This is a genomic window from Roseibium algicola, assembly GCF_001999245.1.
GTDB lineage: Bacteria > Pseudomonadota > Alphaproteobacteria > Rhizobiales > Stappiaceae > Roseibium > Roseibium algicola.
Map to the genome: position 1 here is coordinate 4,902,825 of NZ_CP019630.1, position 26,994 is coordinate 4,929,818.

26 protein-coding genes and 1 riboswitch are annotated in these 26,994 nt (G+C 59.1%); of the genes, 8 read left to right on the forward strand and 18 right to left on the reverse strand.

Features of this window, described 5'->3' with window-relative positions:
- Positions 1–23 precede the first annotated feature (23 nt).
- Positions 24–518, reverse strand: coding sequence for a translation initiation factor 2 (locus B0E33_RS22685; RefSeq protein WP_055655145.1), 495 nt, complete (start codon positions 516–518; stop codon positions 24–26).
- Between the two features lie 514 nt (positions 519–1,032).
- Here B0E33_RS22685 and recA point away from each other — a divergent pair.
- Positions 1,033–2,103, forward strand: coding sequence for a recombinase RecA (gene recA / locus B0E33_RS22690; protein WP_031269221.1), 1,071 nt, complete (start codon positions 1,033–1,035; stop codon positions 2,101–2,103).
- A 353-nt stretch (positions 2,104–2,456) separates the two neighbouring features.
- Positions 2,457–5,114 carry an alanine--tRNA ligase gene (alaS, locus tag B0E33_RS22695; protein ID WP_077292501.1) on the forward strand — a complete coding sequence of 886 codons (2,658 nt, stop codon included), beginning with the start codon at positions 2,457–2,459 and terminating at the stop codon, positions 5,112–5,114.
- 540 nt (positions 5,115–5,654) lie between these two features.
- Here the strand turns inward: alaS and B0E33_RS31525 are convergent.
- Positions 5,655–5,780, reverse strand: coding sequence for a hypothetical protein (locus B0E33_RS31525; RefSeq protein WP_023000808.1), 126 nt, complete (start codon positions 5,778–5,780; stop codon positions 5,655–5,657).
- Between the two features lie 191 nt (positions 5,781–5,971).
- Here B0E33_RS31525 and B0E33_RS22700 point away from each other — a divergent pair, with 191 nt between their 5' ends.
- Entirely contained in the window at positions 5,972–7,303 is a 1,332-nt protein-coding gene (locus tag B0E33_RS22700; RefSeq protein WP_208997687.1) for a cyclic nucleotide-gated ion channel, read from the forward strand.
- Between the two features lie 17 nt (positions 7,304–7,320).
- On the opposite strand, the gene B0E33_RS22705 is transcribed toward B0E33_RS22700, so the two are convergent.
- The 6 genes from B0E33_RS22705 to B0E33_RS22730 all read right to left on the reverse strand — a co-directional run bounded on the left by B0E33_RS22705 (position 7,321) and on the right by B0E33_RS22730 (position 11,958).
- Positions 7,321–7,758 carry a hypothetical protein gene (locus B0E33_RS22705; protein WP_077292503.1) on the reverse strand — a complete coding sequence of 146 codons (438 nt, stop codon included), beginning with the start codon at positions 7,756–7,758 and terminating at the stop codon, positions 7,321–7,323.
- Between the two features lie 148 nt (positions 7,759–7,906).
- Positions 7,907–8,539 (reverse strand): glutathione S-transferase family protein, encoded by a 633-nt coding sequence (locus B0E33_RS22710; protein WP_077292504.1) that lies wholly within the window; start codon positions 8,537–8,539, stop codon positions 7,907–7,909.
- The gene (locus B0E33_RS22715; protein ID WP_023000812.1) at positions 8,536–9,342 is read right to left on the reverse strand and encodes an ABC transporter permease; all 807 of its coding nucleotides are present in this window, start codon (positions 9,340–9,342) and stop codon (positions 8,536–8,538) included. Before B0E33_RS22715 ends, B0E33_RS22710 begins: the two co-directional genes overlap by 4 nt.
- Positions 9,339–9,947, reverse strand: coding sequence for an ABC transporter ATP-binding protein (locus tag B0E33_RS22720; protein ID WP_077292505.1), 609 nt, complete (start codon positions 9,945–9,947; stop codon positions 9,339–9,341). Before B0E33_RS22720 ends, B0E33_RS22715 begins: the two co-directional genes overlap by 4 nt.
- A 142-nt stretch (positions 9,948–10,089) precedes the next feature.
- The gene (locus B0E33_RS22725) at positions 10,090–11,307 is read right to left on the reverse strand and encodes an NADP-dependent isocitrate dehydrogenase (RefSeq protein WP_077293557.1); all 1,218 of its coding nucleotides are present in this window, start codon (positions 11,305–11,307) and stop codon (positions 10,090–10,092) included.
- 204 nt (positions 11,308–11,511) lie between these two features.
- Positions 11,512–11,958: an Rrf2 family transcriptional regulator gene (locus B0E33_RS22730; RefSeq protein WP_077292506.1), complete on the reverse strand. Its 447-nt coding sequence runs from the start codon at positions 11,956–11,958 to the stop codon at positions 11,512–11,514.
- Positions 11,959–12,088: 130 nt separating this feature from the next.
- Here B0E33_RS22730 and B0E33_RS22735 point away from each other — a divergent pair, with 130 nt between their 5' ends.
- A complete protein-coding gene (locus tag B0E33_RS22735; RefSeq protein ID WP_077292507.1) occupies positions 12,089–13,510 on the forward strand; it encodes an MFS transporter in 1,422 nt (473 codons plus the stop codon).
- A gap of 9 nt (positions 13,511–13,519) precedes the next feature.
- Here B0E33_RS22735 and B0E33_RS22740 read toward each other — a convergent pair whose 3' ends face one another.
- Together B0E33_RS22740 and B0E33_RS30990 are read right to left on the reverse strand one after the other, a co-directional pair.
- Positions 13,520–14,320, reverse strand: a complete 801-nt coding sequence (locus tag B0E33_RS22740; RefSeq protein WP_077292508.1) for a class I SAM-dependent methyltransferase — start codon at positions 14,318–14,320, stop codon at positions 13,520–13,522.
- Between the two features lie 94 nt (positions 14,321–14,414).
- Positions 14,415–14,570 (reverse strand): hypothetical protein, encoded by a 156-nt coding sequence (locus B0E33_RS30990; protein ID WP_156912466.1) that lies wholly within the window; start codon positions 14,568–14,570, stop codon positions 14,415–14,417.
- Between the two features lie 491 nt (positions 14,571–15,061).
- Between B0E33_RS30990 and B0E33_RS22745 the strand changes: the two genes are divergently transcribed.
- Positions 15,062–17,164 (forward strand): EAL domain-containing protein, encoded by a 2,103-nt coding sequence (locus tag B0E33_RS22745; protein ID WP_156912467.1) that lies wholly within the window; start codon positions 15,062–15,064, stop codon positions 17,162–17,164.
- 35 nt (positions 17,165–17,199) lie between these two features.
- Here the strand turns inward: B0E33_RS22745 and aroQ are convergent, their stop codons facing one another.
- Positions 17,200–17,724: a gamma subclass chorismate mutase AroQ gene (gene aroQ, locus B0E33_RS22750; protein WP_077292510.1), complete on the reverse strand. Its 525-nt coding sequence runs from the start codon at positions 17,722–17,724 to the stop codon at positions 17,200–17,202.
- A 50-nt stretch (positions 17,725–17,774) separates the two neighbouring features.
- Positions 17,775–18,008 carry a hypothetical protein gene (locus tag B0E33_RS22755; RefSeq protein ID WP_023000821.1) on the reverse strand — a complete coding sequence of 78 codons (234 nt, stop codon included), beginning with the start codon at positions 18,006–18,008 and terminating at the stop codon, positions 17,775–17,777.
- Between the two features lie 324 nt (positions 18,009–18,332).
- Positions 18,333–18,543, forward strand: a riboswitch (cobalamin riboswitch).
- Between the two features lie 54 nt (positions 18,544–18,597).
- Between B0E33_RS22755 and B0E33_RS22760 the strand changes: the two genes are divergently transcribed.
- Positions 18,598–19,275: an energy-coupling factor ABC transporter permease gene (locus B0E33_RS22760; protein WP_023000822.1), complete on the forward strand. Its 678-nt coding sequence runs from the start codon at positions 18,598–18,600 to the stop codon at positions 19,273–19,275.
- Between the two features lie 90 nt (positions 19,276–19,365).
- On the opposite strand, the gene B0E33_RS22765 is transcribed toward B0E33_RS22760, so the two are convergent.
- Positions 19,366–19,851 (reverse strand): YHS domain-containing (seleno)protein, encoded by a 486-nt coding sequence (locus tag B0E33_RS22765; protein WP_075283922.1) that lies wholly within the window; start codon positions 19,849–19,851, stop codon positions 19,366–19,368.
- A 182-nt stretch (positions 19,852–20,033) separates the two neighbouring features.
- The gene (locus B0E33_RS22770; RefSeq protein ID WP_023000824.1) at positions 20,034–20,405 is read right to left on the reverse strand and encodes a hypothetical protein; all 372 of its coding nucleotides are present in this window, start codon (positions 20,403–20,405) and stop codon (positions 20,034–20,036) included.
- A 183-nt stretch (positions 20,406–20,588) separates the two neighbouring features.
- Between B0E33_RS22770 and B0E33_RS22775 the strand changes: the two genes are divergently transcribed.
- Complete coding sequence (locus B0E33_RS22775; RefSeq protein WP_077292511.1) at positions 20,589–21,536, forward strand: AraC family transcriptional regulator; 948 nt, start codon at positions 20,589–20,591, stop codon at positions 21,534–21,536.
- A 6-nt stretch (positions 21,537–21,542) separates the two neighbouring features.
- Here B0E33_RS22775 and B0E33_RS22780 read toward each other — a convergent pair whose 3' ends face one another.
- Both B0E33_RS22780 and B0E33_RS22785 read right to left on the reverse strand, forming a co-directional pair.
- Complete coding sequence (locus tag B0E33_RS22780) at positions 21,543–22,259, reverse strand: HAD family hydrolase (protein ID WP_077292512.1); 717 nt, start codon at positions 22,257–22,259, stop codon at positions 21,543–21,545.
- Positions 22,256–22,756: a MarR family winged helix-turn-helix transcriptional regulator gene (locus B0E33_RS22785; protein ID WP_062488348.1), complete on the reverse strand. Its 501-nt coding sequence runs from the start codon at positions 22,754–22,756 to the stop codon at positions 22,256–22,258. Before B0E33_RS22785 ends, B0E33_RS22780 begins: the two co-directional genes overlap by 4 nt.
- A 248-nt stretch (positions 22,757–23,004) precedes the next feature.
- Here B0E33_RS22785 and B0E33_RS22790 point away from each other — a divergent pair, with 248 nt between their 5' ends.
- On the forward strand, positions 23,005–23,826 hold the full coding sequence (locus tag B0E33_RS22790; protein ID WP_077293559.1) for an alpha/beta fold hydrolase: 822 nt from the start codon (positions 23,005–23,007) through the stop codon (positions 23,824–23,826).
- A gap of 188 nt (positions 23,827–24,014) precedes the next feature.
- Here B0E33_RS22790 and B0E33_RS22795 read toward each other — a convergent pair whose 3' ends face one another.
- On the reverse strand, positions 24,015–24,701 hold the full coding sequence (locus tag B0E33_RS22795) for a hypothetical protein (RefSeq protein ID WP_077292513.1): 687 nt from the start codon (positions 24,699–24,701) through the stop codon (positions 24,015–24,017).
- A 75-nt stretch (positions 24,702–24,776) separates the two neighbouring features.
- Positions 24,777–26,993: an NADP-dependent isocitrate dehydrogenase gene (locus B0E33_RS22800; RefSeq protein ID WP_077292514.1), complete on the reverse strand. Its 2,217-nt coding sequence runs from the start codon at positions 26,991–26,993 to the stop codon at positions 24,777–24,779.
- Position 26,994 lies beyond the last annotated feature (1 nt).

The window sequence follows — 26,994 nt, forward strand, 5'->3', positions numbered from 1 at the left end:
GGCCTCTAGGTTGTCTCGGCTATCTAGACCCCACCCGACTTCCGCATCACGGCTTCTTCCTGGGCACGCTGTTTTGCGGCGATCTTTTCCTTGATTTCGGAGAGATCACCCTTGGGGGTTTTCGGGTTCCTGGGGTTGTTGGGGACCAGCTCAACGAGGACCGGATTGGGCGAGTGGTCGAGCGTAGCCCCCGAAACGCTGTCGACACCGACGCCGATAACGCCGCCGATCAGCACGTTGCCCGCCATGCCGGCGACGCCGCCGGGGGCAACCTTGGTGTTCACCTCGACGGTCTGGGTCTTGTAGCCTTCCTTGGAAACCGTAACGGTGAATTCCTGTTTGCGGGACACCTGGAGCGAGCAGGGGGACGTGTTGCAGGTGAGGCCGATGGACGTGGCGATCTGCGCTCCTTCCGGCGAAGCGTAGACCTTCACGGTCTCATTGGTGCCGCGTGTCGCGGTAGCGCAAGCCGACAAGCCAAGCGCAAGCGCCAGGCACAACAGTTTGTTTGTTTTCATGTAAATAGCTTCCCCGCCGAGTGAAACGAAAGTGGCGTAGACCTAGCCGAACCGAAATTCTTTGCAAATCTGTTTTTCAAGGTATGGTTGAAAGATGCGCTAACTGCCACCCGATATTCACGTGCTCTCCCTGCAAAACCAGCCTTTGTTTCTGATTTGATCCGGAAAACCCTAGCCCGTCCCGGGGCATGTTGGGTCGCACTCAAATACGTCCTTGGAGCTAGTGTATGCTGTGGGACGGCGTGCATAGCGCAAATTGGTGATGGGTCGTCGTTTGTCTACGGCTATCAGTGTAGGCGCTGGTGATTCTGCCCGATCGCGGAATCACGGGATGTTCCGATCAATAGATTACGCTAGGTAAGTTCTAAAATCGATAAGTGAGAACATATTGGAAACAAACAGCCATTTTCATTTTAATACCAATCGGTTTTGCCGACTTGTCAAATGAGAACAAAATGTGTACAAAGGCTCTCATTGAAACGGCGCGTCCATCGTGGAATAAGGAGCGTAAGCCATGTCGCAAAGTACACTTCGTCTCGTAGAAAGCAGCCAGATGGATAAGACAAAAGCGCTGGACGCAGCGCTCAGCCAAATCGAACGCGCCTTCGGCAAAGGTTCCATCATGAAGATGGGTCAGGGCCAGGTGGTTGAGGTGCAAGCCGTCTCGACCGGATCTCTCGGGCTTGATATTGCGCTCGGGATCGGCGGTCTGCCGCGCGGCCGTATCGTCGAGATCTACGGGCCGGAGTCTTCAGGTAAAACTACGCTTGCCCTGCATGCGGTTGCCGAAGCCCAGAAGACCGGTGGTATCTGCGCCTTTGTCGATGCGGAGCACGCGCTGGATCCGATCTATGCGCGCAAGCTTGGCGTCGATATCGACAATCTGCTGATCTCCCAGCCGGACGCCGGTGAACAGGCGCTGGAAATTGCCGATACGCTGGTGCGCTCCGGCGCCATTGATGTTCTGGTCATCGACTCGGTTGCGGCACTAACGCCGAAGGCCGAACTCGAAGGCGAGATGGGCGACAGCCTGCCGGGCATGCAGGCCCGTCTGATGAGCCAGGCTCTTCGCAAACTGACCGCGTCGATTTCCAAGTCGAAGTGCATGGTGATCTTCATCAACCAGATCCGCATGAAGATCGGCGTCATGTTCGGTTCTCCGGAAACCACGACCGGCGGTAACGCGCTCAAGTTCTATGCCTCCGTCCGCCTGGATATCCGCCGTATCGGTGCGATCAAGGACCGGGACGAAGTCGTCGGCAACCAGACCCGCGTGAAAGTCGTCAAGAACAAGCTTGCGCCTCCTTTCCGTCAGGTGGAATTCGACATCGTCTATGGTGAAGGTGTCTCCAAGACCGGCGAACTCATTGACCTCGGCGTCAAGGGCAACATCGTTGAAAAGTCGGGTGCCTGGTTCTCCTACAATAGCCAGCGTCTTGGCCAGGGCCGGGAAAACGCCAAGCAGTTTCTGAAGGACAATCCGGAAATTGCCGATGAAATCGAACTGGCGATCCGCCAGAACGCCGGCCTGATCGCCGATGCGATCATTGATCCGGACGCTGCATCGGAAGAAGCCGAGGACTGATCCTCAGCTTCCGGTTAGCGCTTACAAGAGCTCCGGACGTTTGTCCGGTCTTCCAAGGGCCTCCTTCCGCACTCCGGAAGGGGGCCTTTTGCTTTTCGGGTCCCGCAACGAAGCGAAATTGGAAGAGGTCAGATCCCGTCGGAGCAGTTGTCCTGCGCGTGAGGGCAGCCTTCATTCCGGAAATCGCCTGTTTCCCGGCAGCTTTCCGTTAGGTCGGGTCCGTGCAACCGCTGGACAGGGTTGGAGGTGAAAGTTAAAAGGCTGTTCCGGCGCGGATCGGCGACCCAGATCCAGCGCCTTCAAGATTTTCAACAGGCCCTCATATGCGGGGCTGTGACCGATGCGAGATCCGAATGACCGGCGTAAATGAAATCCGCTCTGCCTTTCTGGACTATTTCAAGACCAACGGCCACGAAGTGGTCGAGTCCGGGCCGCTGGTGCCGCGTAACGATCCGACCCTGATGTTTGCGAACGCGGGCATGAACCAGTTCAAGAACGTGTTCACCGGCCTGGAAAAGCGTGACTATTCCCGTGCGGTCACGGCGCAGAAATGCGTTCGCGCCGGCGGCAAGCATAACGACCTGGATAACGTCGGTTACACCGCACGCCACCACACCTTCTTCGAGATGCTGGGCAACTTCTCCTTTGGTGACTATTTCAAGGACCGTGCGATCGAACTGGCCTGGAACCTCGTCAACAAGGAATTCGGCCTGCCGAAGGACAAGCTGCTGGTAACCGTCTTTGCCGAAGACGATCAGGCGTTCGATCTTTGGAAGAAGATCGCAGGTCTCAGTGAAGACCGGATCATCCGCATCGCGACGTCGGACAATTTCTGGTCCATGGGCGATACCGGTCCGTGCGGCCCGTGTTCCGAAATCTTCTACGACCATGGCGACCACATCTGGGGCGGCCCTCCGGGCTCTGCGGAAGAAGATGGCGACCGGTTCATAGAGATCTGGAACCTCGTCTTCATGCAGTACGAACAGACGCCGGAAAAGCGTCTCGACCTGCCACGTCCGTCCATCGACACCGGCATGGGCATCGAACGGATCGCCGCTGTCATGCAGGGCGTCCACAACAACTACGACATCGACCTCTTCAAGGCGCTGATCGCGGCGTCCGTCAATGCCACGGGTGTGGAAGCGGAAGGCGACGCCACCGGCAGCCACCGTGTGATTGCCGACCATTTGCGGTCCACGAGCTTCCTGATTGCCGATGGCGTACTACCGTCCAACGAAGGCCGCGGTTATGTACTGCGCCGGATCATGCGCCGCGGCATGCGCCATGCCCATCTTCTGGGGGCAAGCGAACCGCTGATGCACAAGCTGGTTCCGGCGCTGGTGCGTGAAATGGGCCGTGCCTATCCGGAGCTGAGCCGCGCTGAAGATCTGATCACCGAAACGCTGAAGCTGGAAGAAACGCGTTTCCGCAAGACGCTGGAGCGTGGTCTCGGCCTGCTCGACACCGCAACCGAAGGCCTTGAGGCTGGGGGGCGTCTGGATGGGGAAACCGCGTTCAAGCTCTATGATACTTACGGCTTCCCGCTGGATCTGACCCAGGACGCGCTCAGAACGCGCGACATTTCCGTTGATACGGATGGCTTCGATGCTGCAATGGAGCGCCAGAAAGCGGAAGCCCGTGCGGCCTGGTCCGGGTCAGGCAGCGCTGCGACGGAAGCAGTCTGGTTCGCACTGAAGGAAAAACACGGTGCCACGGACTTCCTCGGCTATGAGACCGAGACGGCCGAAGGCGTCGTTGCCGGTCTTGCTGCTGACGACAAGGAAGTTGCCAAACTGTCTGCAGGTGAAAGCGGTTTCGTGGTTCTCAACCAGACGCCATTTTACGGCGAAAGCGGCGGTCAGGTGGGCGACACCGGCTGGATGCTGGCCATTGGCGTCAAGGTTGCCGTGACCAATACGCAGAAGAAGGCCGAAGGTCTCTTCGTTCATTCGGTCACCGTGGAAGAAGGCGAGCTGGTTCCGGGCCTTGCCCTGGAACTGAAGGTCGACCATTCCCGCCGCAAGTCGATCCGTTCCAACCACTCGGCGACGCACCTTGTGCATGAGGCCTTGCGCGAGGTCCTTGGCAATCACGTCGCTCAGAAGGGCTCGCTGGTAACGCCGGAGCGCCTGCGGTTCGACTTCTCGCATCCCAAGCCGGTGAGCGATGAGGAACTGGCAACGGTCGAGAGCTTTGCCAACGAGATCGTGCTGCAGAACGCGCCCGTCGATACCCGCCTGATGGCGGTCGACGACGCAATTGAAGCTGGCGCCATGGCTCTGTTCGGCGAAAAATATGGTGATGAGGTTCGCGTCGTTTCCATGGGGACTGCTCTCCATGGCCCCAAGCAGGGCAAGCCTTATTCGCTTGAACTGTGCGGCGGTACACATGTGAAGCGTACCGGCGATATCGGTCTGGTGACACTGGTTTCCGAAGGTGCGGTTGCTGCCGGTGTTCGCCGGATCGAGGCGCTGACCGGCGCAGAAGCCCGTGAATATCTGGATGCCCAGGACAAGCGCATGCGCGAACTGGCCAGCCTGCTGAAGATCAGCGCCGATGATGTTCCGGCTCGCGTGGCCCAGCTGGTTGAAGATCGCAAGAAGCTGGAGCGCGAACTGGCGGATGCCAAGAAGAAGCTCGCCATGGGTGGTGGAGCGGAAGGCGGCACGCCGGTGAAGGACGCCGGCGCGTTCAAGCTGATGGCGCGTATCGTCGAGGGGATCAACCCGAAGGATCTGAAAGGCATGGCCGACGAGGCCAAGACCCAGCTCGGGTCCGGCGTGGTCGTTCTGATCAGCGTTGCCGAAGACGACAAGGCTGCCATTGTGACTGCCGTCACGCAGGATCTGACCGACAAGGTCAGCGCCGTGGATCTGGTGCGGATCGGTTCGGAAGCGCTCGGCGGCCGCGGTGGTGGCGGTCGGCCTGATATGGCGCAGGCCGGTGGACCGGATGGGTCCAAGGCCGACGCAGCCGTTGCCGCAATCGAGGCACACCTCACGGGGCTCTGACGGTTCTACAGGCAATCAAAATTGAAAAGGGCGGTCCCATCAGGGCCGCCCTTGTTCGTTTAAGGCGCTCGGGCACGTCCCAGGGCGAAATTACGCAAGCCCCTCCTTGGTCATCCCGGACACAGCAAAGCGAAGATCAGGGATTGGGGAGCCCTATCGCTCTCGGTATCGCCTCTTGAGGTCCTGCAAGGCTTGTCGCTCCCCGGTCCCGGCTCGCGCTTCGCTTGGCCGGGATGACGACGGAGGGGATATTGGTTGTTTTGTGGGGAAGGCGGCCCTACTGGCGCTTTTCCCGCTCGCCTGAAGGCATCAGGTCTCTTCCTCGCTACCGAGTTCAAACAAACCCCTCTTTGGTCATCCCGGACGCAGTGAAGCGAAGATCCGGGATCGGGGGGGTATCGCTCTCGGCATGGCCCCTTGAGGTCCTGCAAGGCTTGCCGCTCCCCGGTCCCGGCTCGCGCTTCGCCGGGATGACCATGGAGGGGGGGCGTCGTTTGAGGTGGCCTGGTCAGGTCTGCCTCCGGCGGCCTGCCGGTTGGTTCAGTTCAGCAAAGCAGTCACTGCCAGGGCGGCGGCTGCGAAGAACGTCGAGACCAGCAACATTTTCAGCACGATATGGTGAGGCGTGGTTTCTGCGGCGCGAACCTTGTCGGTGTCTATGGTCATGGTGTCCTCCTTCCGTTCGGTTGGCTATCCATGGAGATGGGGCCTGCGACAAAATTGCCCAATCACGTTCCGCTCACCCCTATGCACAGCTTCGTGCGGCATGGTGAGGGCTGTCCGCGTGGAGAGCTTTGTCGTAGCCTGTCTTTCGGCTATTCATGAAAACGCGAGCAAAATCAGAAACGGGGGGCTCGGTGTCCGGCCACGAATTCAAACGGGCGCTCTATGAGGTGCTTGAGGACACGGGCAAACGCCGCATCGGCGCGCGCGTGCTGCGGAATTTCCTGATCGTCCTCATTCTGATCAACATCGCGCTTGCGGTGCTGGAAACCGTGCCGGAAATCCGCGACATCCTGAGCACGCATCTGCGTCTGATCCAGTTGGGCAGCGGACTTGTCTTTCTGGCCGAATACGTCATGCGTCTTTACGTGGCCGATCTCCATCCGCCGCTGCGCCGTTACGGGCCGGTGTTTTCCAGGCTGCGCTATGCGATGCAGCCGGACGCGATCATTGACCTGATAGGGGCCCTGCCGCTGTTGTGCGTGGTTTTCCTGCCCAATCAGGCGGTCACGATGGTCGTCATCCTGAGGCTGCTGCGCTTCCTGAAGCTGGCTCGGTATTCACCGGCGTTGCGTTCGTTGATTTCCGCTGTCGGCAACGAGCGCAGGGCGCTGCTCGGATCGAGCATGATCATCTGCGGTGTCATCCTGATGGCTGCCACCTTGATGTATCTGATCGAGCATGACGACCAGCCGGAAAAGTTCCGCAGCATTCTGCACGGCATCTATTGGGCAATTACCACTGTGACGACCGTCGGCTATGGCGATGTCGTGCCGGTCACCAATCTCGGCAAGACGGTTGGGGGTATCGTCATGCTGATGGGCTATGGGCTGATAGCCTTGCCGGTCGGCATCATTGCTTCGGCCTTTGCCCGGGAAATCCATAGCCGGGATTTTGTCGTCACCTGGTCGATGGTGGCGCGCGTGCCTCTGTTCGAAGACTTGAAGGCGACGGAGATTGCCGAAGTTGCGAAGCTGCTGCAGTCGCTTCGCGTGCGCAAGGGTGGCACGATTGCCGAGCAGGGCGATGTTGCGGACAAGATGTATTTCATCGCCGACGGAGAAGTCGAAATCCGGCTGCAGCACGACACGGTCTATCTGGGAGAAGGCAGTTTCTTTGGCGAATTGGCGCTGATCAATCAGACACCCAGAACCGCGAAAGTGGTCGCTTACAAGGATTGCCAGCTTCTGGTGCTGGAAGCGGAAGCCCTCAAACACCTGATGGACAGGGATGAAGGGCTGGCCAAGAAGATCATGGATGAAGCGCGCGACCGTGTGGCGGCGGGAAAACGCGTGCTGGGCGAGCTGGCGGAAGAGGAACTTCAGCAGTCGGGCGTGTTTGCATCTTCAGAGAACACCGACCAGGAGCCGGAGCTCTTCCAGGGGGACGATTCCAAGGACGAAGCCGACTCTGAAGATGACATGATGGAGGAAGTTGCCGGAACGCAGAAGGATCCGGCAAAGTAGGCCAGTCAGAAAGGCGCTCAGTAGGGTGTCAGGCCGCGGGGTACCTGGGCGTAGAGCGGATCGCCCTGCCAGAAGACATCTGTCGGGCCGACGACAAAGTCGACCAGGTTCCATCGGTTGAACTGGTACCGCAGCAAGGCGAAGGTGACGAGGCCATCCATATAGTCCGCCTGCGAGGCGAAAGTCGTGCGGGACAGGTCAATGGCGCCACCACCTGGGCGCTGCGGCGAGACCTGGACGAAAGCCCAGCCATGGCCGGAACGCATCCAGTTGACGACGAACTCGACCGGCGGTCCCACCCTTGCCTCCATCATCGGACGCATTGCATCGAGTATGTCCTTGCGCTCGGCAGTGCCGCGGGAAGGCTCGTGGACGGTTTGTGCCGATGCTGCCAAACCGGCACACATCAGCAAAAGGCTGCTCAAGAAAACAATTGCAAGCTTTTGAAACCTCATCAAAAAATCCCTTTCTTCATAAAATGATTCAATGTTGTGCCTGCCTGAAGATAAATGGAACAACGGGCGTCGTGGAACGGCAAAAGACTAACATGTTTGCAATGGATCTGACCTGCGGAAAAGATAAAGGCCTGACGCGTAATCGCGCTCAACCAGACAATCCGGTTTTTCTGAAACTGTCGCGTTCCTTGAACATCCGTAGCCATGAAGACAGCTTCGGCGCCGAACGCAGCAGCAGCCGGCCTTCTTCTGACAGCTCGAAGAGAGCAAGCATCGGGACCGCATGGCAGTCGGCGAGGGTGAGCTGATCCCCCATCAGGAACGGACCTTCCGTCACAAGCGTTTCCAGTGTTTTGACGATCGTTCTTGCCCGGCCGAGCGCCGAGGCGATCTTGACTTCATCCGCGGGGGCGCCGCCAGAGGGCTTTGACACCCGTTCGACGAAGATGTCCCAGACGAGGGTCTTGTAGGCGTAATTGTCGAGGATGGAGAGAAGCTGAGCCATGCGCGCCCGTGGTTGCGGAGAGGCTGGCTGAAGCGGAGGGCCGTCGAAGGCTTCATCGATGTAGCGCAGGATGGCCGCTGTTTCGAACAGGGTGAAGTCGCCATGCTTCAGTGTGGGGATCTTGCCGAAAGGCTGCAGCTCAAGATAGCTTTCCGGCGATCCGCCCGGAGCAAACACATCGATCGGGACAAGCTCGTAAGCAATCCCCTTTTCGATAAGTGCCATTCGGGCCGAGCGCACATAGACCGAATAGTCCGCACCATAAAGTTCAATCATCGAGACCCTCCGTTCAAACGGTCGAGACGCAGCCTGTCACGGTTGTCAGTCAGGCGCCACACACTGGCGAAGGTAGCGCCAAGGACGCCGAGGCCGGTAGCGCCGCCTAGCAAAAACATGATCATGAGCTGGTATTTGACTGCTTCACGCGGATCGACCCCGGACAGGATCTGCCCTGTCATCATTCCGGGAAGCGACACGACGCCTGTTGCCGCCATGGCGTTGATGATCGGCGTGAATCCTGACCGCAGTGCCTGACGGGAGAAGGGGCGTGTCGCTTCCCAGCGGGTGCGCCCCAGCAGCAACTGGGCCTCCACATCGCGCCGCCCGCGGGCAAGCGACGTGTGAAGCGTATCAAGGCCGAGGCTGACGCCGGTCATGGTGTTGCCGAGCACCATGCCGAAAAGCGGCAGTGCATATTGGGGCATCCAGACCGGATCGGGGCGGATGAGCCCTGCCAGGGCGTAGATCGTGACGAGGGTGCCTGCGACCAGCATGACGGCAACGCCCAGCCCCGGGCCCCAGAGGCCAGCCAGGCGACGGTCCTGCCGCGCCCAGATTTCGCGCCCTGCAAAAGCCAGCATCACTGCAGCAGCCAGCAGTGTCCACAACAGGGATCCGGCAAAGAAGATTGCCTTGAGGACAAGCCCAACCAGGATCAACTGCACGCTCATTCTCAAGGCCGAAATGATGAGCGTGCGGGTGAGGCCGAGATCAAGCACGATCGAAAAAACCGCGTTCAACAGCAGGAACACCGAGGCGGCCACGAGGTCCCAATAGGTGAGGGCGAGATAACCGGTCACGCGGGCGCCCCTTGGCCAGCACCTGCCTTCAGCTGGCCTTTTTCCATGACAAGCCGTCGTGCCCCGAGCCGTGCGGGCTGGCCGGGGTCGTGCGTGACGATCAGAAGGGCGCGGTTGGCAGCAAGCTGGTGTTTCAGGAGAGTTTCGACCAGGTCAACGGAAGGCGGGTCCAACGCGGAGGTGGGTTCATCCAGCAGAAGAACCTGCGGTGCTGTCTGGAGAGCGCGCACAAGGGCAAGGCGTTGGCGCTCACCGGTGGAAAGTCGGGAGACCTCCCAGGCAAGCGCATCGGCAAGACCAACCTGGTTCAGCAGGTTGGGAAGGTCGGAAGTTTCGGCAAAATGATCCTGAACACGGTCCGCCCACCAGCCGCTTTCGGCAGGTACATAAGCCACCTTTCGGCGCCATTCAGGAGCCGGCATGGCGTCGCGCACCGTGCCATCCAGGGCAACATGGCCGGCGCTTTCATCGAGATCGGCAATTGCTCTGAGAAACAGGGATTTGCCTGCGCCGGAGGGACCTGAAATCGCAACGGCTTCACCCGCCTGCAAGGCAAGGCCCAGGGGGCCGATCAGAGGCGTCTTCAATTCGCGGATCGTCAACACCGTCCTCTCCTCTGGCTACCGGCCAGGTGAGACTAGCGCGGGCCGGGAAGAGGGACAATCGGCAGGTTGTTGTTAGGCCGAAAGGCAAAACACCGCGGACAATGTCCGCGGTGTCGCTACCTCAGCCTGGAAAGCCAGTTCTTCAGTTCGCAGCCATGGCCTTGGCCAGGTTCTCGTCGATCTTGTCCAGGAAGCCAGTGGTGGTGAGCCAGGCCTGATCCGGGCCGACGAGCAGGGCAAGATCCTTCGTCATGTGACCGGCTTCCACCGTGTCGATGCAGACCTTTTCCAGCGTCTGGGCGAAACGGGCAAGCTCCTGGTTGTTGTCGAGCTTGGCCCTGTGCGCGAGCCCGCGGGTCCAGGCGAAGATCGAGGCGATGGAGTTGGTCGAAGTGCTCTCGCCCTTCTGGTGCTGGCGATAGTGGCGTGTGACCGTGCCGTGGGCGGCTTCCGCTTCCACGGTCTTGCCGTCCGGTGTCATCAGAACGGACGTCATCAGGCCGAGCGAGCCGAACCCCTGGGCAACAGTGTCGGACTGGACGTCACCGTCGTAGTTCTTGCAGGCCCAGACGTACCCGCCGGACCATTTCAGAGCGGAGGCGACCATGTCGTCGATCAGCCGGTGTTCGTACCAGATGCCGGCTTCCGCGTACTGGTCCTTGAATTCGGCTTCGTAGATTTCCTGGAACAGGTCCTTGAAGCGGCCATCATAGGCTTTCAGGATCGTGTTCTTGGTGGAGAGGTAGCAGGGCACCTTCCTGTTGAGCGCGTAGTTCAGCGAAGCGCGGGCAAAATCGCGGATCGAGTCGTCGAGATTGTACATCGCCATCGCGACGCCGGCGGACGGCGCGTCATAGACTTCGTGTTCGATCACCTGGCCGTCTTCCCCGGTGAAGGTGATGGTCAGCTTTCCCTTGCCGGGGAAGCGGAAGTCGGTGGCGCGATACTGGTCGCCAAAGGCATGGCGGCCGACGATGATCGGCTGGGTCCAGCCCGGCACCAGGCGCGGCACGTTCTGCATGATGATCGGTTCGCGGAAGATCACGCCGCCGAGGATGTTGCGGATCGTGCCGTTGGGCGAACGGTACATGCGCTTCAGGCCGAATTCCTCAACTCGCGCTTCATCCGGCGTGATGGTGGCGCATTTGACGCCGACGCCATGTTCCTTGATGGCGTTGGCGGCATCGACCGTGATCTGGTCGTCGGTCTCGTCGCGTTTCTGGATCGACAGATCGTAGTAGAGCAGGTCGATGTCGAGATAGGGGTGGATCAGCTTGTCCTTGATAAAGGCCCAGATGATCCGGGTCATCTCATCGCCGTCGATCTCGACGACCGGATTGTCGACTTTGATCTTTGCCATGATGCGCATTGCCTCGCGGGTCTAGAAGAAGGGAGGGCGAAACGGAAATCTAAACGATTTGAGTTGTATCGGATTTCTATTGTGTGCGCTTGTATACAATGCTGCGCTGCTAGGCAAGGGGGCGCTTCGGTTTGCTCCAGATAATGCCCGGAATTTTGCCTCCAAGAAATAACTTGCAGCTTGCCCAAGGGTTGCGCCCGAATTTCAGGTTTCCAGCTTTTCCTGATGCTGCCGGATTTCCAGTGCATGGGGCCGCACCAGATCCGCCACCGTCACTTGCCCGAGCTGTTCCTGAAACGTCTCCCGTGTTGCCTCCAGGGCCGCCGAGGTCGCCCGGTTGGCCGCCTGTTCCAGGAGGCAGGTGGGAGCATCGGCGGACTTGCCGACGGCGAAGAGCTGCGGTGAGCCGAGCGCGGAATAGACCTCGGCAAGCGAGATGCTGTCTAGGGGCTTGGCCAGCACCCAGCCGCCGCCATGGCCCTTGGTGGCCCCGACGAAACCGGCCTCGCGCAACCCTGCCATGGTTCGCCGGACGAGGGACGGGTTGGTGTTGAGCATCTTCCCGATCTGGTCGGACGTCACCGGGTCTTGTGTCTGGTCCAGATGTAGGAGCACGTGAAGCACGCGCGGCAATCGGCTGTCGGTTCGCATGGAAGTCTCCGTTTGAAAAACCTTATGTCGGATTCAGTTACGTGACAATTCAAGGCACATGAGATTGACGGATCTAAATATGTAACTTTATAAGTAACAAAATTAGGTTACGCGTTTCCAGGAGTTCTGAATGTCCCTTTTGTTTGTCGGCGCAGCCGGGGAAAGGCGCAATCGCTGGGCGGCACTCGCCGCGCTTTATCTTGCCATGTTCATGAATGTTCTCGATGTGTCGGTGGTCAATCTGGCGCTGCCCTCCATCCGTCACGGGCTCGGTGCTTCGGATACCCAGCTCGAATGGGTGCTGGTGGTCTATGTGCTGGCCTTTGCCGCCGGATTGCTGCCTTTCGGCCGATTTGGAGATGTTGCGGGCAGGGGGAGGATGTTCCGCTGGGGTGTGGCCGGATTTACCGCCAGTTCGCTGGCGTGTGGACTGGCGCCCGATATCACCTTCCTGATTGCCAGCCGGGCGCTGCAGGGGCTCTGCGCGGCGATGATGGTGCCACAGGTGCTTGCCATCGTTCATGTGATCTTTCCTGCAGAGGAAAAGGGCAAGGCCATCGGCCTGTTCGGCTCCGTCAGCGCGCTTGGGGCCGTCGCGGGGCCGCTGGTGGGCGGGGTGATCGTGGCTGCCGATGTCTTCGGGCTGGGCTGGCGGCCGATCTTCCTGATCAATCTGCCCGTGGGCCTGATCTCCCTTGCCGGTGCTCTTCGCTTTCTGCCGCATATCGAAAACGAGAGCCGGGTGATGCCGGACTGGTCCGGAACGTTTCTTTTCACCCTCGCAGTGCTGGCGCTGGTGTTTCCTCTCGTGGAGGGCAGGCAGTTCGGCTGGCCTGCCTGGTGTTTTGCCCTGATGGGACTGAGCGTCGTTCTGGCCGTATTGTTCTACCGGCTGCAGCAGCGCAGGGCGCATCTCGGCAAGGCGCAGCTTCTGCCGGTGCTGTTGACGCGGGACCGTGTGTTTGTTGCCGGGGTCGCATTTGTCGCGCTGTTCTTTTCCGGTCTTGCCGGACTGTTCTTCATGATGGCACTCTTCCTGCAGGCCGGCCTTGGGTTGTCGCCGATGACTGCCGGGCTCATCCTGGCGCCGCACCCGGTCGGTGTGATGCTTGCGTCCACGCTGACAGGCCGTTTTGGAACCCGCTTTCAGAGCGCGCGGGTCTGCCTTGCCATGCTGGCGGTCTTCTGCGGATTGCTTGCAGCTCGGCTGCTGGTTTCCGATGGAATGAGCGCAAGCCTGCTGGCGATGCCGTTCCTGATTGTCGGCCTTGGAACGGGAACGGCGATCCCGGCCTTGTTCCAGCTTGTGTTGTCTCGGGTCTCCGGGCCGGATGCCGGTGCGGGGTCCGGCGTGCTCCAGGCCTTCCAGCAGATCGGCATGGCGCTTGGCATCGCTGTGCAAGGCCAGATCTTCTTCCAGGTTCTGGCGGCTGGTCGTAGTGAGGCTCTGTACCGGGATGCTGCGGCTGCAGCGTTGCTCTATCCTGCGAGTTCGTGTTTCGCGCTTGCTGTGCTTGCCTTTGGTCTTGCCTGTAAATTCCGCTCTGGATGAACTGCGTGTTCACGGCTGCTGGTAGCGGACAGCAAAGGCGCGTGCGGGCAGGCGGATTTCTCCACCGGTGTCGAGTTGGTCCCGGAGCTTTGCTTTCAGCTCATCCCGTTTTTCCTCGGTCAGGTTCATGCAATACCCGGGCGCCGGCCCTGCGCCGAGCGTGAAGGGATGCCAGAATTCCTCAAACCCCGGAAAAACTGTGTCCACTTCAAGGGCGTGAATACTTGCACCCGGCAACTGGGCTTCAGTGCAGAGTGTCTGGAGCCCTTCCGGGGTGCAGAATGGAAACCGGAGTGCCTCATCAAGATCTTCGGCAGCTGGGTCGATTGAAGCGGCTGCTTTCCAGAAGGCGTCAATGAAGCCCATGCCACCTCCCGGGTAGTCCCAGACATAGAAGGATATTGTTCCACCAGGGCGGGTAATGCGACGCAACTCGGCCAGCGCCTGCAGCTTGTCCGGCACAAAGTTGAGCGCGAGCGCGGACGTTGATACGTCAATGGTGTTGTCGGGAAGCGGCAGGTCCTGTGCAGACCCGACTTCAAAGCGGGCTCTCTCGTCGGTGATCGCTTCCCGCGCATGCATCACGAAGCCTTCCGAAAGATCGAGACCGACAACCGATTTTGGCTTGGCCATATCGAGTATGGTTTCGGTCAAGGCTCCGGTGCCGCACCCTATGTCCGCCCAGTCTGCATCAAGAGGCGCGTTGAGCCAGGACACGAACTCTCTTGCGATCAATCGGCTCCATCTGCCCATGTAGTGATCGTAACTGCGACCTGCACTCCAGGAATCGTGTTTCCCATTGCCGGACATGTCCTTGGCCTCCCGCCCAGGATTGATATTCCAGATACGAAAATAGTGCCTTTGAAAGTGGAATTGGACAACGGCAATCTATCTAGCGCCGGACCTAAACCGCGAGAAAACCGCTCAGATGGGGCAGGACATTCGAGAGCTGCAGGTCAGATCCTAACCGGCGGGCGAACCGGCGCACTTCGATCTGGCGATTGAAGGCCGCACCAGGTTCACCGCGCGGCAACTGGGCTTCTGCAATCCAGGTGTCCACGTAGGGCCGCGCCTGCACTGCGCCCGTGCCAATATGCCGAATCCGGTCCCGGTAAAGTGAAAACTATTTATAGTTGCCCTTGCTCGACAACAAACCACGAAAATTGCCCACGAACCAACAACGCCGAGAACAGTATGTTCGGAAGCTACTCAGACGCGCGTCGATTTGGGGTGTTGGTTGAAAATCGCACCTTTCGGTACAGAAATCGGGCCAAGTTGAGAGTGTGATCGATTCAAATCTTCCGTAGATGCCGGTCCGGCTTGGTAATTCTACGCGCACAAGGTTTCTCGTGAATTCAGTAGTGCCTAGGAAAATTTGACGAGCAATTTGGCCGGTGTGAAAGAAATAGATGCTCGTAGGTTCAATAGTTCCAGAATAGGGCCGTGTTTCCTCTTTCAGGTTCAGAATTTGTTGAGGCCGGTGCCGAAACACTGCTGGTATCGGGTCGCACTTCGACCCGGGCAACGCAATGGACCGAAAGGGCTTGTTTCGTGCTCGAAACCGTTCGATCAAGAGGAAACGCGCTGTTCAAGCGCGTCTTTGTGCGGGCAACGCTTTATGGCGTGTTCGGATTGCTGGCTTTTTCGCTGGTTCTGATCGGCATCGATTATCTGACCCAGACGGACAAGATCGAGGAACGCCTTGCTCGGACTGCTCACGACAAGGCGCTGTTTGTCACCAATATTGCGGCGCGCGAAATCGCCAACAAGAACTATGGTGAAGTCGAGCGGCTTTTGAATGCGATTGCGGGTGACAAATACATTATCGCAGCCAAGGCCTATAGCCGCTTCGGTCAGGAGTTCGCCAGCGATTTCACCTCCGCAGAACCTTCGAGCGCCGTGCAGTTCAACGAAGGCGCCCTGAATGTCGCGCAGTCGGGCAAGGCTCAGTATTCGGAAACCGCCGACATGATCGAATACATCCTGCCGGTTTCCCGCAGCGGGGAAGTGGTGGGGTCCGTGCTGGTGCGCATTTCGAAGCACGAGCTTGCGGGTGTTCTGAGGGAAAAGATTGTTCAGGTGGTGTTGATCCTGGCGGTTCTTCTTCTTGCCTTCGTTCCGGTGATTGCTGCGCTGATGTACCGGGCAACGGCAGGTGTCAGCCGCGTGACGCAGGCAGCCAATGAGGCTGCAGCCGGTTACCTCGACTGCAATCTGGAAACTGATGCACCAGGTGAGGTGGGTGACCTGCAAACCGCGTTCCGCGGAATGATGGTCAAGCTGCGCGAGAATATTCTGCGGATCGAGGAACTCGCCTACACCGATCGCATTACCGGTTTGCCCAACAGGGCCAAGCTGGACAATGTCGCGATGACGCTGATCGACCTGCGCCCCAAGGAAACGGGCAGTGTTCTTTACATCGGACTGGACCGCTTCAAACTGATCAACGACATGCACGGACATGCCGTAGGCGACAAGCTGTTGCGGCTGGTCGGCAACCGGTTGGCCGTCCTGGTCGACGAGCTGGCCAAGCCACTGACGTCAAAACCCCCCTGCGTTGCCCGGTTTTCCGGCGACGAATTCGTCGTACTGTTACCCGGCGTCGATGATCTGCAGATGCTTGCCAAGTTGTCCAGAACGATGGTCGAGCGGCTGGGCGGGGCCTACAGAATTGGCCGGCTTTCCCTTTCTCTGACCGTCAGCGCGGGAATCGCGAGATACCCGGAGCACGGTACAACGGCCGAGGAAGTCCTGCGAAACGCCAACATGGCCATGTATGAAGCAAAGGGTGCCGGCAGGGCTCAGTCGATCGCCTACAACGATATCATTCGCGAACGGATGACCGAGCGCGAACAGATCCGGCACAGGCTGCAAAGCGCACTGAGAGACCGCACGCTATCCGTTCACTACCAGCCGAAGGTCGACATTTCGTCCGGCAAGATTGTCGGTTCAGAAGCGCTGCTGCGCTGGAACGATGCCGAACTCGGGTCCGTACCACCCTACAAGTTCATTCCCGTGGCAGAAGAATGCGGTCTGATCGTTCCGATCGGAGAATTCGTGCTGGCATCCGCGCTCTCCGACATGAAATCCCTACACCGGCAGAACGTCGATGTATCTGTCGCCGTGAACGTTGCGCCGGCGCAGCTGCAGGCAAAGGGATTTACCGGCAGAATGCTCGGGATCATCGGCGAGAGCGGGTTTTCGACGGAGAAGCTGGAACTGGAAGTGACGGAATCGAGTCTTGTCGACTATTCGCAGAACCTTCTGGATCAGATCCTGCCGATCAAGAAAGAAGGCGTCAAATTTGCAATCGACGACTTCGGCACCGGCTATTCCTCGCTGCACAGTCTCGCGAGCATGCCGTTCGACACGCTGAAGATCGACCGGTCCTTCATCATGGACATTGCCAATTGCGAGGATCGCCGGACCATCGTCGAGCTGATCCTGATGCTGGCAAGGCAGCTCAATCTCAACACAGTTTCCGAAGGGGTCGAGACCCAGTTGCAGATGGATTACATCAATCTGTGGGGCGGGACGCTCGGCCAGGGCTACTTGTGGAGCCCGGCAGTGCCGTTCGGCGAGTTCTCGCGAATGGTCACGAAGCGGGAAGAAGAGGCGAATGCGGCCGAGCCCTGGAGGCAGGCAGCCTCCTGAACTCCGATGAGGGATGTCCTGATGGCCGTATGTGTCTAGTCGTGTACGTCGACCAGACCTTCAAACAGAGCGTTCTTTGATCCGTCGGACAGGCATTCCACGGTCAGCGCCTCCGTGAAGGCCTGCTGGTCAGAGGCTTCGACGGGGCTTTCTGCGAGTAGCGTCAGGATCTCGTTGCCGAGGCGCAACAGCTCCGGACGGACATCCTTGATCAGGTCGGGTACGTTCTGCGGACGAGCTTCACCGCTCTCCCAGCGTTCGATCCAGCAGGTTTGAATGTCCTTGGCCGCATCGATCTGCGCCTGGAAAAACAAGGTGACATTGTCAGCCGACAGGCCGTTTTCGACTGCCTTTTCGCGGGCAGCATCCAGCACCACCTTTTCCCTCGGCAGATCCTCGACAGGTTTGTCGTTATCCGCTTTCCAGGCTGCAACCGACTGCATGAACGACAGACGTTCGTTGATGGCGCCGAAAAGCTTGTCAGGTGCCGCCCAGCCAGGAGTGACGGTGGAAGCAAGAAGAGATACCGCAAGAGCGGTCAGGGGGATCGATTTCAACATGGTCGAAGACTTTCACAGGTCACCGCCTGCGGCAAGTCTTTGGTTGTGGTCTACTTCTTTTCAACCGAGCGACTAATCTCGGTGATCACGCCGAATGCGACGGCGGCCATGATCTTCAATAGTCCGCTGTCGAGCGCCTGTTCGCGTGTCAGATTGCCAAGGAAAAAACCCGGTCTTGGTTCAGTGACTGCTCCAAGAGTAACGCCGGCCAGAAGTGCCAGCTGAATGCAGCCAAGGAAAAAGACGACACCAGCGATAAGCGTTCCCAATTTGGTAAAGGGCATTGCAAACTCTCATGATGTGCTTTGTATTCGAGTGAGGTTATCTTTCGTTAGGGTTTCTGCAAGTAAAAATCACAATTACCCTAAATACAGAAAAGTTTAATAAACAAAGGTTTTGATTTTCATCTTTGATTGGATTCTGCAAAGTTCAGAATTTTCAGGTGGCTGACGCAATTTCCTGAAGAAGTGTTTTGAGATCTGAAGCTTGTCGGTGATGCTGATCCGGCTGATTTCGGTGGCGGTCTTCAGGCGGCAAAATTTCGGTGCAATGTCGCATTCAGACCGAATATGGCGAAAATTCGCTTGCAGAATATCGCCAATCCTTGCAAATCTAGACGATGCGATGGTTTCGCCCGAACAAGCGTAAGGGCGGATGAAATGGGAACACGGTGAGGCGTACCCAACAGGGACCAATACCGTGGCTGCCCCCGCAACTGTATGCGACGAGCAAAGCCCTTCAAGCCACTGGAGCGATCCGGGAAGGCGGGCAGCGCAGAGACTCGCGAGCCAGGAAACCTGCCATCCAGCGGTCCCATCGGGGCCGGTTCACACCATCTGCTCGCGCACGGAGGGTGCGCAAAGGAGAAATGACATGCATATCGAACCGGGCATCGTCGACGGTGCCAAAATCGTACTCAGCTACGGCACCGCGGCTGCTTCCTTCGGCCTTCTGGGCAAAATGGCTCTCGACACAATCCGCAAAAGCGGCGTGCTCAGCCTTGCCGTCCGTTCCGTCATCACGACGGTTGCCGTATTCTGCTTCTTCGAAATCCTGCCGCATTACCCGGTCGGTGTTTCCGAAGTGCACTTTATCCTGGGCTCCACCCTGTTCCTGATGTTCGGCGCTGGTCCGGCAGCAATCGGCCTCGCTGCAGGCCTTCTGCTCCAGGGGACGCTGGTTGCTCCTTTCGACCTGCCGCAGTACGGCATCAACGTCACCACGCTGCTCGTGCCGCTGTGGGCTGTCAGCATGCTGGCAAACCGCATCATTCCGGAAAAGACCGCCTATGTTGACGTTTCCTACGTTCAGGCACTGGCTCTTTCCACCACGTTCCAGGCTGGTATCGTTGGCTGGGTTGCTTTCTGGGCATTCTACGGCCAGGGCTTCGGTGCCGAGAACATGGCTTCCGTCGGTTCCTTCGGCTTTGCCTATATGCTGGTGATCCTGGGCGAGCCGCTGGCTGACCTGGCTGTTCTGGCCGCTGCCAAGACCCTGGCGCCGCTGACCCGGAACCTTGCTTTCGAAAATCGGCTGCACAACGCGGCTTAAGTCTTCGGGCTTTTGCCGAAATCAAGTGACGAAGGGCGGCCCTGGGGCCGCCCTTTTTGTTTGTCGTTCCGACGCCTTGACAACGAACAATCAGAGCTTCGTTGCCTCGGTGGAGCGGATCTTCTTCCAGTTGGCTTCCGCCTTGGTGATCGTGCCGGACTGGTCTTTCTGGAACTCGCGGAAGATGGCCTCGTTCAGGAACAGATAAAGCTTGCCGTCCACAACAGCTGCGAACTGCGGATCGCCGTCGAACTTCTTGCCGACTGAAACACCGAAGGTGCAGAAGCCGCCGTTTTGCGGCAGGTACTGATCCGGATGCGCGGTGAAGGCATCCATGGCTTCCTGGGATGCGAAGTAATAGGCAACACCGTCGTGGACGGCCGTATATTGCGCGGTTCCGTCAATCCGGTTGCCCAGGCTGACAAAGGCCACGGGATCGACACCATGAAGACCGAGCGGGCTGCCGGCGGCCGTCAGGCCGCTGGAGGTGTTGTATTCGTCCGCGGCCATTGCCGGGGCAGAGAGAGCGGCAAGAGACAGCAGCGTTGCGGCAATGGCGGATTTCATCAAGGACATGTTCTACTCCTGAAAGGGTATGAAGGTTGAAGGCCGGATTTGCTCCGGTGCCTCTACCTTGCGTCCGAAGCTCAGGCGTCTCCATGTTCGTAAGTTCCCGAGGATTTGCAGATCGTCCGGATTGCAGTTCAAAAAAAGACACCGGCGTGAGGGCCGGTGTCATTGTGCGTTGACGGGGGCTGTCAAGCGGCCTGTGCAACCGTTTCCTGCGGTTTGGCAAGGCTGACCACTGTCAGAACGGCAATGGCGTTGACCAGGTAATAGGCGAAGTCGAGGCCGGTGAAGCCGAGTGCGAAGGGAGCTGCCAGGAACACGATGCCGACGGCAAAATCGACCGCCAGATGAACCGAATAGGGCAGAATGCGGATGATGCCGGTCTGGTGATCCGTCAGGATCGTCAGGGCCAGGGCCGCAAAGCCTGTCAGGAAGGATAGCCAGAAGGCGATCGGGTTGGATTGGCCGAGATCAAGGAATACGGGCAGGGCAATAAGGCCGATCGCGACGGGATAATCGAGATAGGCGTGCATGGTCTTGGTGACGAAGCGAACAGACATCTTTCAGGTGCTCCAGGTTGGTTTCCTGCGGGCGGATTGCCCACGAGCCCAAAGATGTTGGTCGACTTCGGTTCCATCCATGCACGAAAGTCCCTGAAAATTGACCAATCGTCCGGGAGCCTTGCGCTTTGCGGTGTTGAGGCAAAAATGCGGGAATGAGACTTCAACCGGAACCGGCCTTTCATGAAACATGACGCCCTGACCCAGATCCTGGATGCCTTGAAGCTACGGGGATCCGTCTATTTCCATACCTGCTTTTCGCCGCCCTGGGCCGTGCGGGTGCCGGCTTTCGGCAATGTCGCGCGGTTTCACATGGCAATGCGTGGTGGCTGCTGGCTGGCGGTGGACGGTGTTGACAAGCCGATCCGCCTTGCGACCGGTGACCTGGCCGTCATTCCGCACGGGGCCGCTCATATCCTGAGTGATGAACCGGGCCGTCCCGCCGCCGAAGTGGACGAGGTCGTGCGGCAATCCGGTTATACGGGGGAAGGTGCGCTCTATTACGGCGGTCCGGACGAGGAACTGGCCTGCAAACTGTTCTGTGGCCATTTCGAATTCGAGGAAGGCTCGGTACATCCGCTGCTCGATGCCTTGCCATCGGTCATTCATCTGCCCAACACACAGACGATGAACGCCTTCTGGCTGGAAGCAGTGATGCGTTTTGTTGCCAGCGAGGTGCGCGCCGGGCAGCCGGGGTCCGAGGCGATCATCCACCGATTGACGGAGATCATCTTCATCCAGGTGGTGCGAACGTTCGTCGACAGGGAGGGGGACAGGGCCGGATGCCTGGCGGCGGTGCTCAATCCGAAGCTTGGGCGCAGCATGTCCAAGATCCATCTGGCGCCGGAAAAGCCCTGGACGGTGGAGAGCCTTGCCCGGGAAGCCGGCATGTCCCGGACGGTTTTTGCAGACAGGTTTACGAACCTCGTCGGCATGACGCCGCTGGCCTATGTCACCCACTGGCGCATGGAACGGGCACGGCGCGACATTCGGGAGACGGATCTGCCCCTGATCGATATTGCCGAAAATATCGGCTACAGCTCGGAAGCCGCCTTCAACCGGGCCTTCAAGCGTCAATTCAACCAGACACCCGGACAGGTGCGACGGCAAGGCGCGTCAGTGCCGGCCTGATTTGAATCAGTTGGCGGCCAGATAGGCCGGCAGATCGGCAACGCTCTCCAGAACGGCATCTGCCAGGGTTTCCAGGTCGTGGCGCGCGCTTGTGCCCGTCAGGACACCGATACAAAGTCCGGCGCCCGCCGAACGGGCCATTTCCAGATCATGCGTGTTGTCACCGATAACGGCGATCCGGTCCAGTGCAAGACCTGTTGCCTCGGCAAAGCCGCGAACCATGCCCGGTTCCGGCTTCGGGCCAAAACCTGTGTCGTAACCCGTGACGAAAGCAAATCGGGGCGCAAGCCCGGTGCCGGCGAGAAAGGCCCTTATGGCCGCTTCGCTGTCGCTGCTGGCAACACCCAAAGTGAACCCGGTTCCGCTCAAGGTCTCGACAGCTTCCGGAATGCCAGTAAGGGGCGCAGCATCATGCATGCAGCCGATGAACACCCGGTCGAGGTCTGCGGTCAGCGGGCCTTCCTGAAAATCAGCACCGCAGGCAATCCAGGCAGCCGCGATTTCCGCAGAGTTGCCGGCTGCAAGCAGAGACCCGGCCGCGGACTTTCCGGTCACCAGATCCATGCCGGTCTGTTCCAGGAGCCTGTCGGCCAGGGCGCGGTCGCCTCTGGCTGCATGGAGCGAGGTTTCGCGATAGGCCGGTGCCCATGTCGCGTCGAAATCCAGCAGGGTGCCGTCCTTGTCAAACAGGATGGCGGTGATGTTGCCTGTGAGGTTGTTCAAGTCCGGTCTCCCGTGGATTTCAGGTTGGACCGCAATGTGTCGAGGGCGGATTTCAAATCCTCGAAAGCCTGTTCCGAAAGACCGGATGCCTCGGCAACACATTGCGGCACGGCAGCCGCCTTTTCCCGAAGCGCGTTACCCTTGGCTGTCAGGCAGACATTGACGACGCGCTGGTCTTCCAGATCGCGGACGCGGGAGACAAGCTCCATTGCTTCCAGGCGCTTAATCATCGGTGTCAGCGTGTTGTATTCCAGGCTGAGCGCGTCGCCGATATCCTTGACCGTTCTCTCGTTTCTGCGCCAAAGCAGGGTCATCACCAGATACTGCGGATAGGTGAGGCCGAGCTCTTCCAGCAAAGACCGGTAAAGGTGATTGAAGGCCAGATTGGCCTCATAGACGGCAAAACAGAGAAAATCGTCGAGATCTCCGCCCAAGGCGTCCGGGCCGGCGTTCTTCAAGGGCTTCGAGGCGCCTTTGTTTTCAGTGCGTTCTGACATGAAACGTTCCTAAGCAGCATTTTTTTTCTTGGCAAGCGTTGACAGAGCGAACTTGCCGATACATATACATCGCACACGATTAAATCGTGCACGAGTTAAATGAAGATCATCCCATGGGAAACAAGATCGTTGGGCCGCAGGTCAACCGTCGCCAGGCGCTGATTGGCGGCGGTGTCCTTGGGCTCGGTCTGGTGATGGCACCGAAGTTCGGTGCCGCAAAACAACTGCTTGAACAGGAGAATCTGAAAATGACGACTTTCACGACATCCGATGGTGCAGAGCTTTTCTACAAGGACTGGGGGCAGGGGCAGCCGATTGTCTTCTCCCACGGCTGGCCGCTGTCGGCTGATGCCTGGGACGCGCAAATGCTGTTTTTCGGCCAGAACGGTTTTCGGGTGATTGCCCATGACCGCCGCGGCCACGGCCGCTCCAGCCAGCCTTGGGACGGCAACAACATGGACCGCTACGCGGACGATCTTGCCGAACTGATCGAGCATCTGGATTTGAAGAACGTGATCCTGATCGGTCATTCCACCGGTGGTGGCGAGGTTGCCCATTATGTCGGCCGGCATGGCAATGACCGGGTCGCCAAAGTCGTTCTCGTCGGTGCTGTGCCGCCGCTGATGCTGAAAACGGCAGACAATCCGGACGGCACGCCGATGGACGTGTTCGACGGTATTCGCCAGGGGACCGCCTACAACCGGTCGCAGTTCTACAGGGATCTGACGGTGCCGTTCTATGGTTTCAACCGCGATGGGGTCGACACCAATCAGGGTCTGCAGGAAAGCTTCTGGCTGCAGGGCATGGCCGGCGGCATCAAGGGTCAGTACGACTGTATTCGCGAGTTCTCGGAAGTCGACTACACCGGTGACCTGAAGGCCATCAAGGTGCCGACGCTGATCGTGCATGGCGACGACGACCAGATCGTGCCCATCAAGGCTTCTGCCCACCGGGCGGCGGAAATCGTCGATGACGCCACTTTGAAGATCTATGCTGGCGGCGGTCACGGTCTTGCACAATTGCAGGCCGAGGAGTTCAACAACGACGTTCTGGCATTCATCCGCGGATAAGCGGCGTCGGTAAAAAAACGGGCGGCTCGGTGAGCCGCCCTTTTTCGTTGCCAGCCTCAAATCGTCTCCCCGCACGGAGCGCAACAAATAACCGGACCCGGATCTGCGGCTCGGGAAGGCCAACAAAGGCAACCGATCGTCATGAGCCCCGGGGATCTCCTGCACCCAGGCAATAGCGCTTTTCCGGGCTAGTGTCTGACTGTTGCCCCACGCTCGTTGAGAAGCAGATCGAAGAGAAACGGCACATTCATGGAGCCGAAACGGCTTGCGCGTGCGACACCTTCGTCGGAGATCTCCACAATGCCGAACATCTTGTAGAGGCGGAAAAGATAGTTCGAAGACTGGTCCAGATCGAAATCGTAGCGTGGATCGGAAAAGAACATCCGGAACGTGTGCAGCGCCTCGAGCGGGAAACCCGTGTGATGCTCCCGCAGATTGTCGAATTTCGTGCAGAAGTCTTCCAGCGTTTCCCTGTTGCCATCCAGCTCTTCCATCTGGATGCGCTGGGCGATTACAAAGTCGGCGATATGTTCCTTGCCGTAGTCGGTCAGCCCGCGCTCGATCAGGTGCCCCTGCATCTCTTCGGGCAGGGGCTTTTCCGTGGTTCTCATGTAGCCGAGGTGTTCCAGGCGGGCATAAAGTTCGTTCGTGACGCTGCCGGGCCCGGTCAGAAAGACTGGTTCGTGCTCATCGTCCATGAGCTGTATGGCACCGCGCAGGGTCGAAAAATCGCCATCGCTGAGAGCATGCACCAGAAAGCTCGTGTCCGGCCACCATTTGGCGGATTGCGGGTCGTTTGTCGCCGAGAAGAGGGTGAACTCTTCCCCGGCTCCATTCCGGACAACCGGCTGATGGTTCTCGTTTTGAAGGACCATTTGAAATGAGCTCCCTGGCGCAAAAAAGAGGGCGGCCGGAGCCGCCCTACTTCTACCCAAGGGTGCATTTGCAAATCAACCGATAATGGCGTTGAGCGTTGCACTCGGACGCATGACGGCGTTCACCTTTTCCTGCGGGGCATGGTAGTAGCCACCGGTGTCGGCGGGTGAACCCTGAACGCCGTTGAGCTCGGCAACAATCGCATCTTCCTTGGAAGAGAGCGCTTCGGCGATCGGTGCGAAATGCGCCTTCAGCTCGGCGTCCTTGTCCTGTGCGGCCAGTGCTTGTGCCCAGTAAAGCGCGACGTAGAAGTGGCTGCCGCGGTTGTCCAGGCCACCGACCTTGCGGGACGGGGACTTGTCGTTGTCGAGCAGCTTCTCGACGGCCTTGTCAAGCGCGTCCGCCAGAACCTGTGCCTTGTCGTTGCCCTTGACGTTGGCCAGGTGTTCCAGCGATGCACCGAGGGCACAGAACTCGCCCAAGCTGTCCCAGCGCAGGTAGTTCTCTTCCATCAGCTGCTGTACGTGCTTGGGAGCGGAGCCGCCTGCGCCGGTTTCGAAAAGACCGCCACCGTTCATCAGCGGAACGATGGACAGCATCTTTGCCGAGGTGCCGACTTCCAGGATCGGGTAGAGGTCGGTCAGGTAGTCACGCAGCACGTTGCCGGTGATGGAGATCGTGTCTTCACCGCGGGCGATACGCTCGGTGGAATACTTCGCCGCATCGGCCGGAGCCATGATCTGCAGGTCGAGACCGGAAGTGTCGTGTTCCGGCAGATAGGCTTCCACCTTCTTGATCAGTTCCGCGTCATGAGCGCGGGTCTTGTCCAGCCAGAAGACACCCGGCATGCCGGACAGGCGAGCGCGGGTGACACCGAGCTTGACCCAGTCGCGGATCGGGGCGTCCTTGGTGCGGCATGCGCGCCAGATGTCGCCTTCTTCGACGGCATGTTCGATCAGGGTGTTGCCGGCAGCGTCGACGATGCGGATGGTGCCGTCAGCCGGAGCCTTGAAGGTCTGCGGATGCGAGCCGTATTCCTCGGCCTTTTGGGCCATCAGTCCGACGTTCGGCACGGTGCCCATCTTGGCCGGATCGAGCGCGCCGTTTTCGCGGCAGAAGTCGATCACGGCGGAGTAGACGCCGGCATAGGAGCTGTCCGGGATCACGCACTTGGCGTCGCCTTCCTTGCCGTCCGGACCCCAGCCCTTGCCGCCTGCGCGGATCAGGGCCGGCATGGAGGCGTCGATGATGACGTCGGAAGAGACATGCAGGTTGGTGATGCCCTTGTCGGAGTTCACCATGTACATGGCCGGGCCGTTGTCGAGAGCGGCCTTGATGTCGGAATTGATCTCAGCGGCCTTGTCGGCCGGCAGCGTGGCGACCTTGGCTTCCAGATCACCGATGCCGAGGTCCGGATTGACGCCGAGCTCGGCAAAGGTTGCGGCGTGCTTGTCGAAGACGTCCTTCAGGAACGCCCGCACACAGTAACCGAAGATGATCGGGTCGGAGACCTTCATCATGGTTGCCTTCATGTGCAGCGAGAACAGGATACCCATGTCCTTGGCATCCTGGATTTCTTTTTCCAGGAACGCGAACAGCGCCTTGGCGCTCATGTAGGTGCCGTCGACGACATCGCCTTCGTCCAGGGCAAAGTCGCCCTTGAGAACCGTGGCGGTTCCGTCCTTGCCGACGAATTCGATCTTCGCCTTGCCTGCGGATCCGGCAGAAACGGTCACCGACTTTTCGTTGGAGAAGAAGTCGTTTTCACCCATGGTGGCGACGTGGGTCTTGGAAGACGGCAGCCATTCACCCATGCGGTGAGGGTTCTTCTTGGCATATTCCTTGACTGCTTTCGGCGCGCGGCGGTCGGAGTTGCCTTCGCGCAGCACCGGGTTCACGGCAGAGCCCTTGATCGCGTCATACTTGGCCTTGACGGTCTTTTCCTCGTCCGTCTTCGGCTCGGACGGATACTCAGGCAACTTGTAACCCTGGGCCTGAAGTTCCTTGATGGCGGCGTTGAGCTGGGGCTGCGATGCCGAGATGTTCGGCAGCTTGATGACATTGGCGTCCGGCTGCTTGACCATTTCACCGAGGACCGCAAGATCGTCGGACTGCTTCTGTGCGTCCGTCAGATACTCGGGGAAGTTCGCCAGGATACGGCCTGCGAGGGAGATATCCTTGGTACCGACGGTCAAACCGGCTGCCTTGGTGAAGGAGCGGATGATCGGCAGGAACGAGGCGCTGGCCAGTTCCGGTGCTTCGTCGACCTTGGTGTAGATAATGTCGGCCATG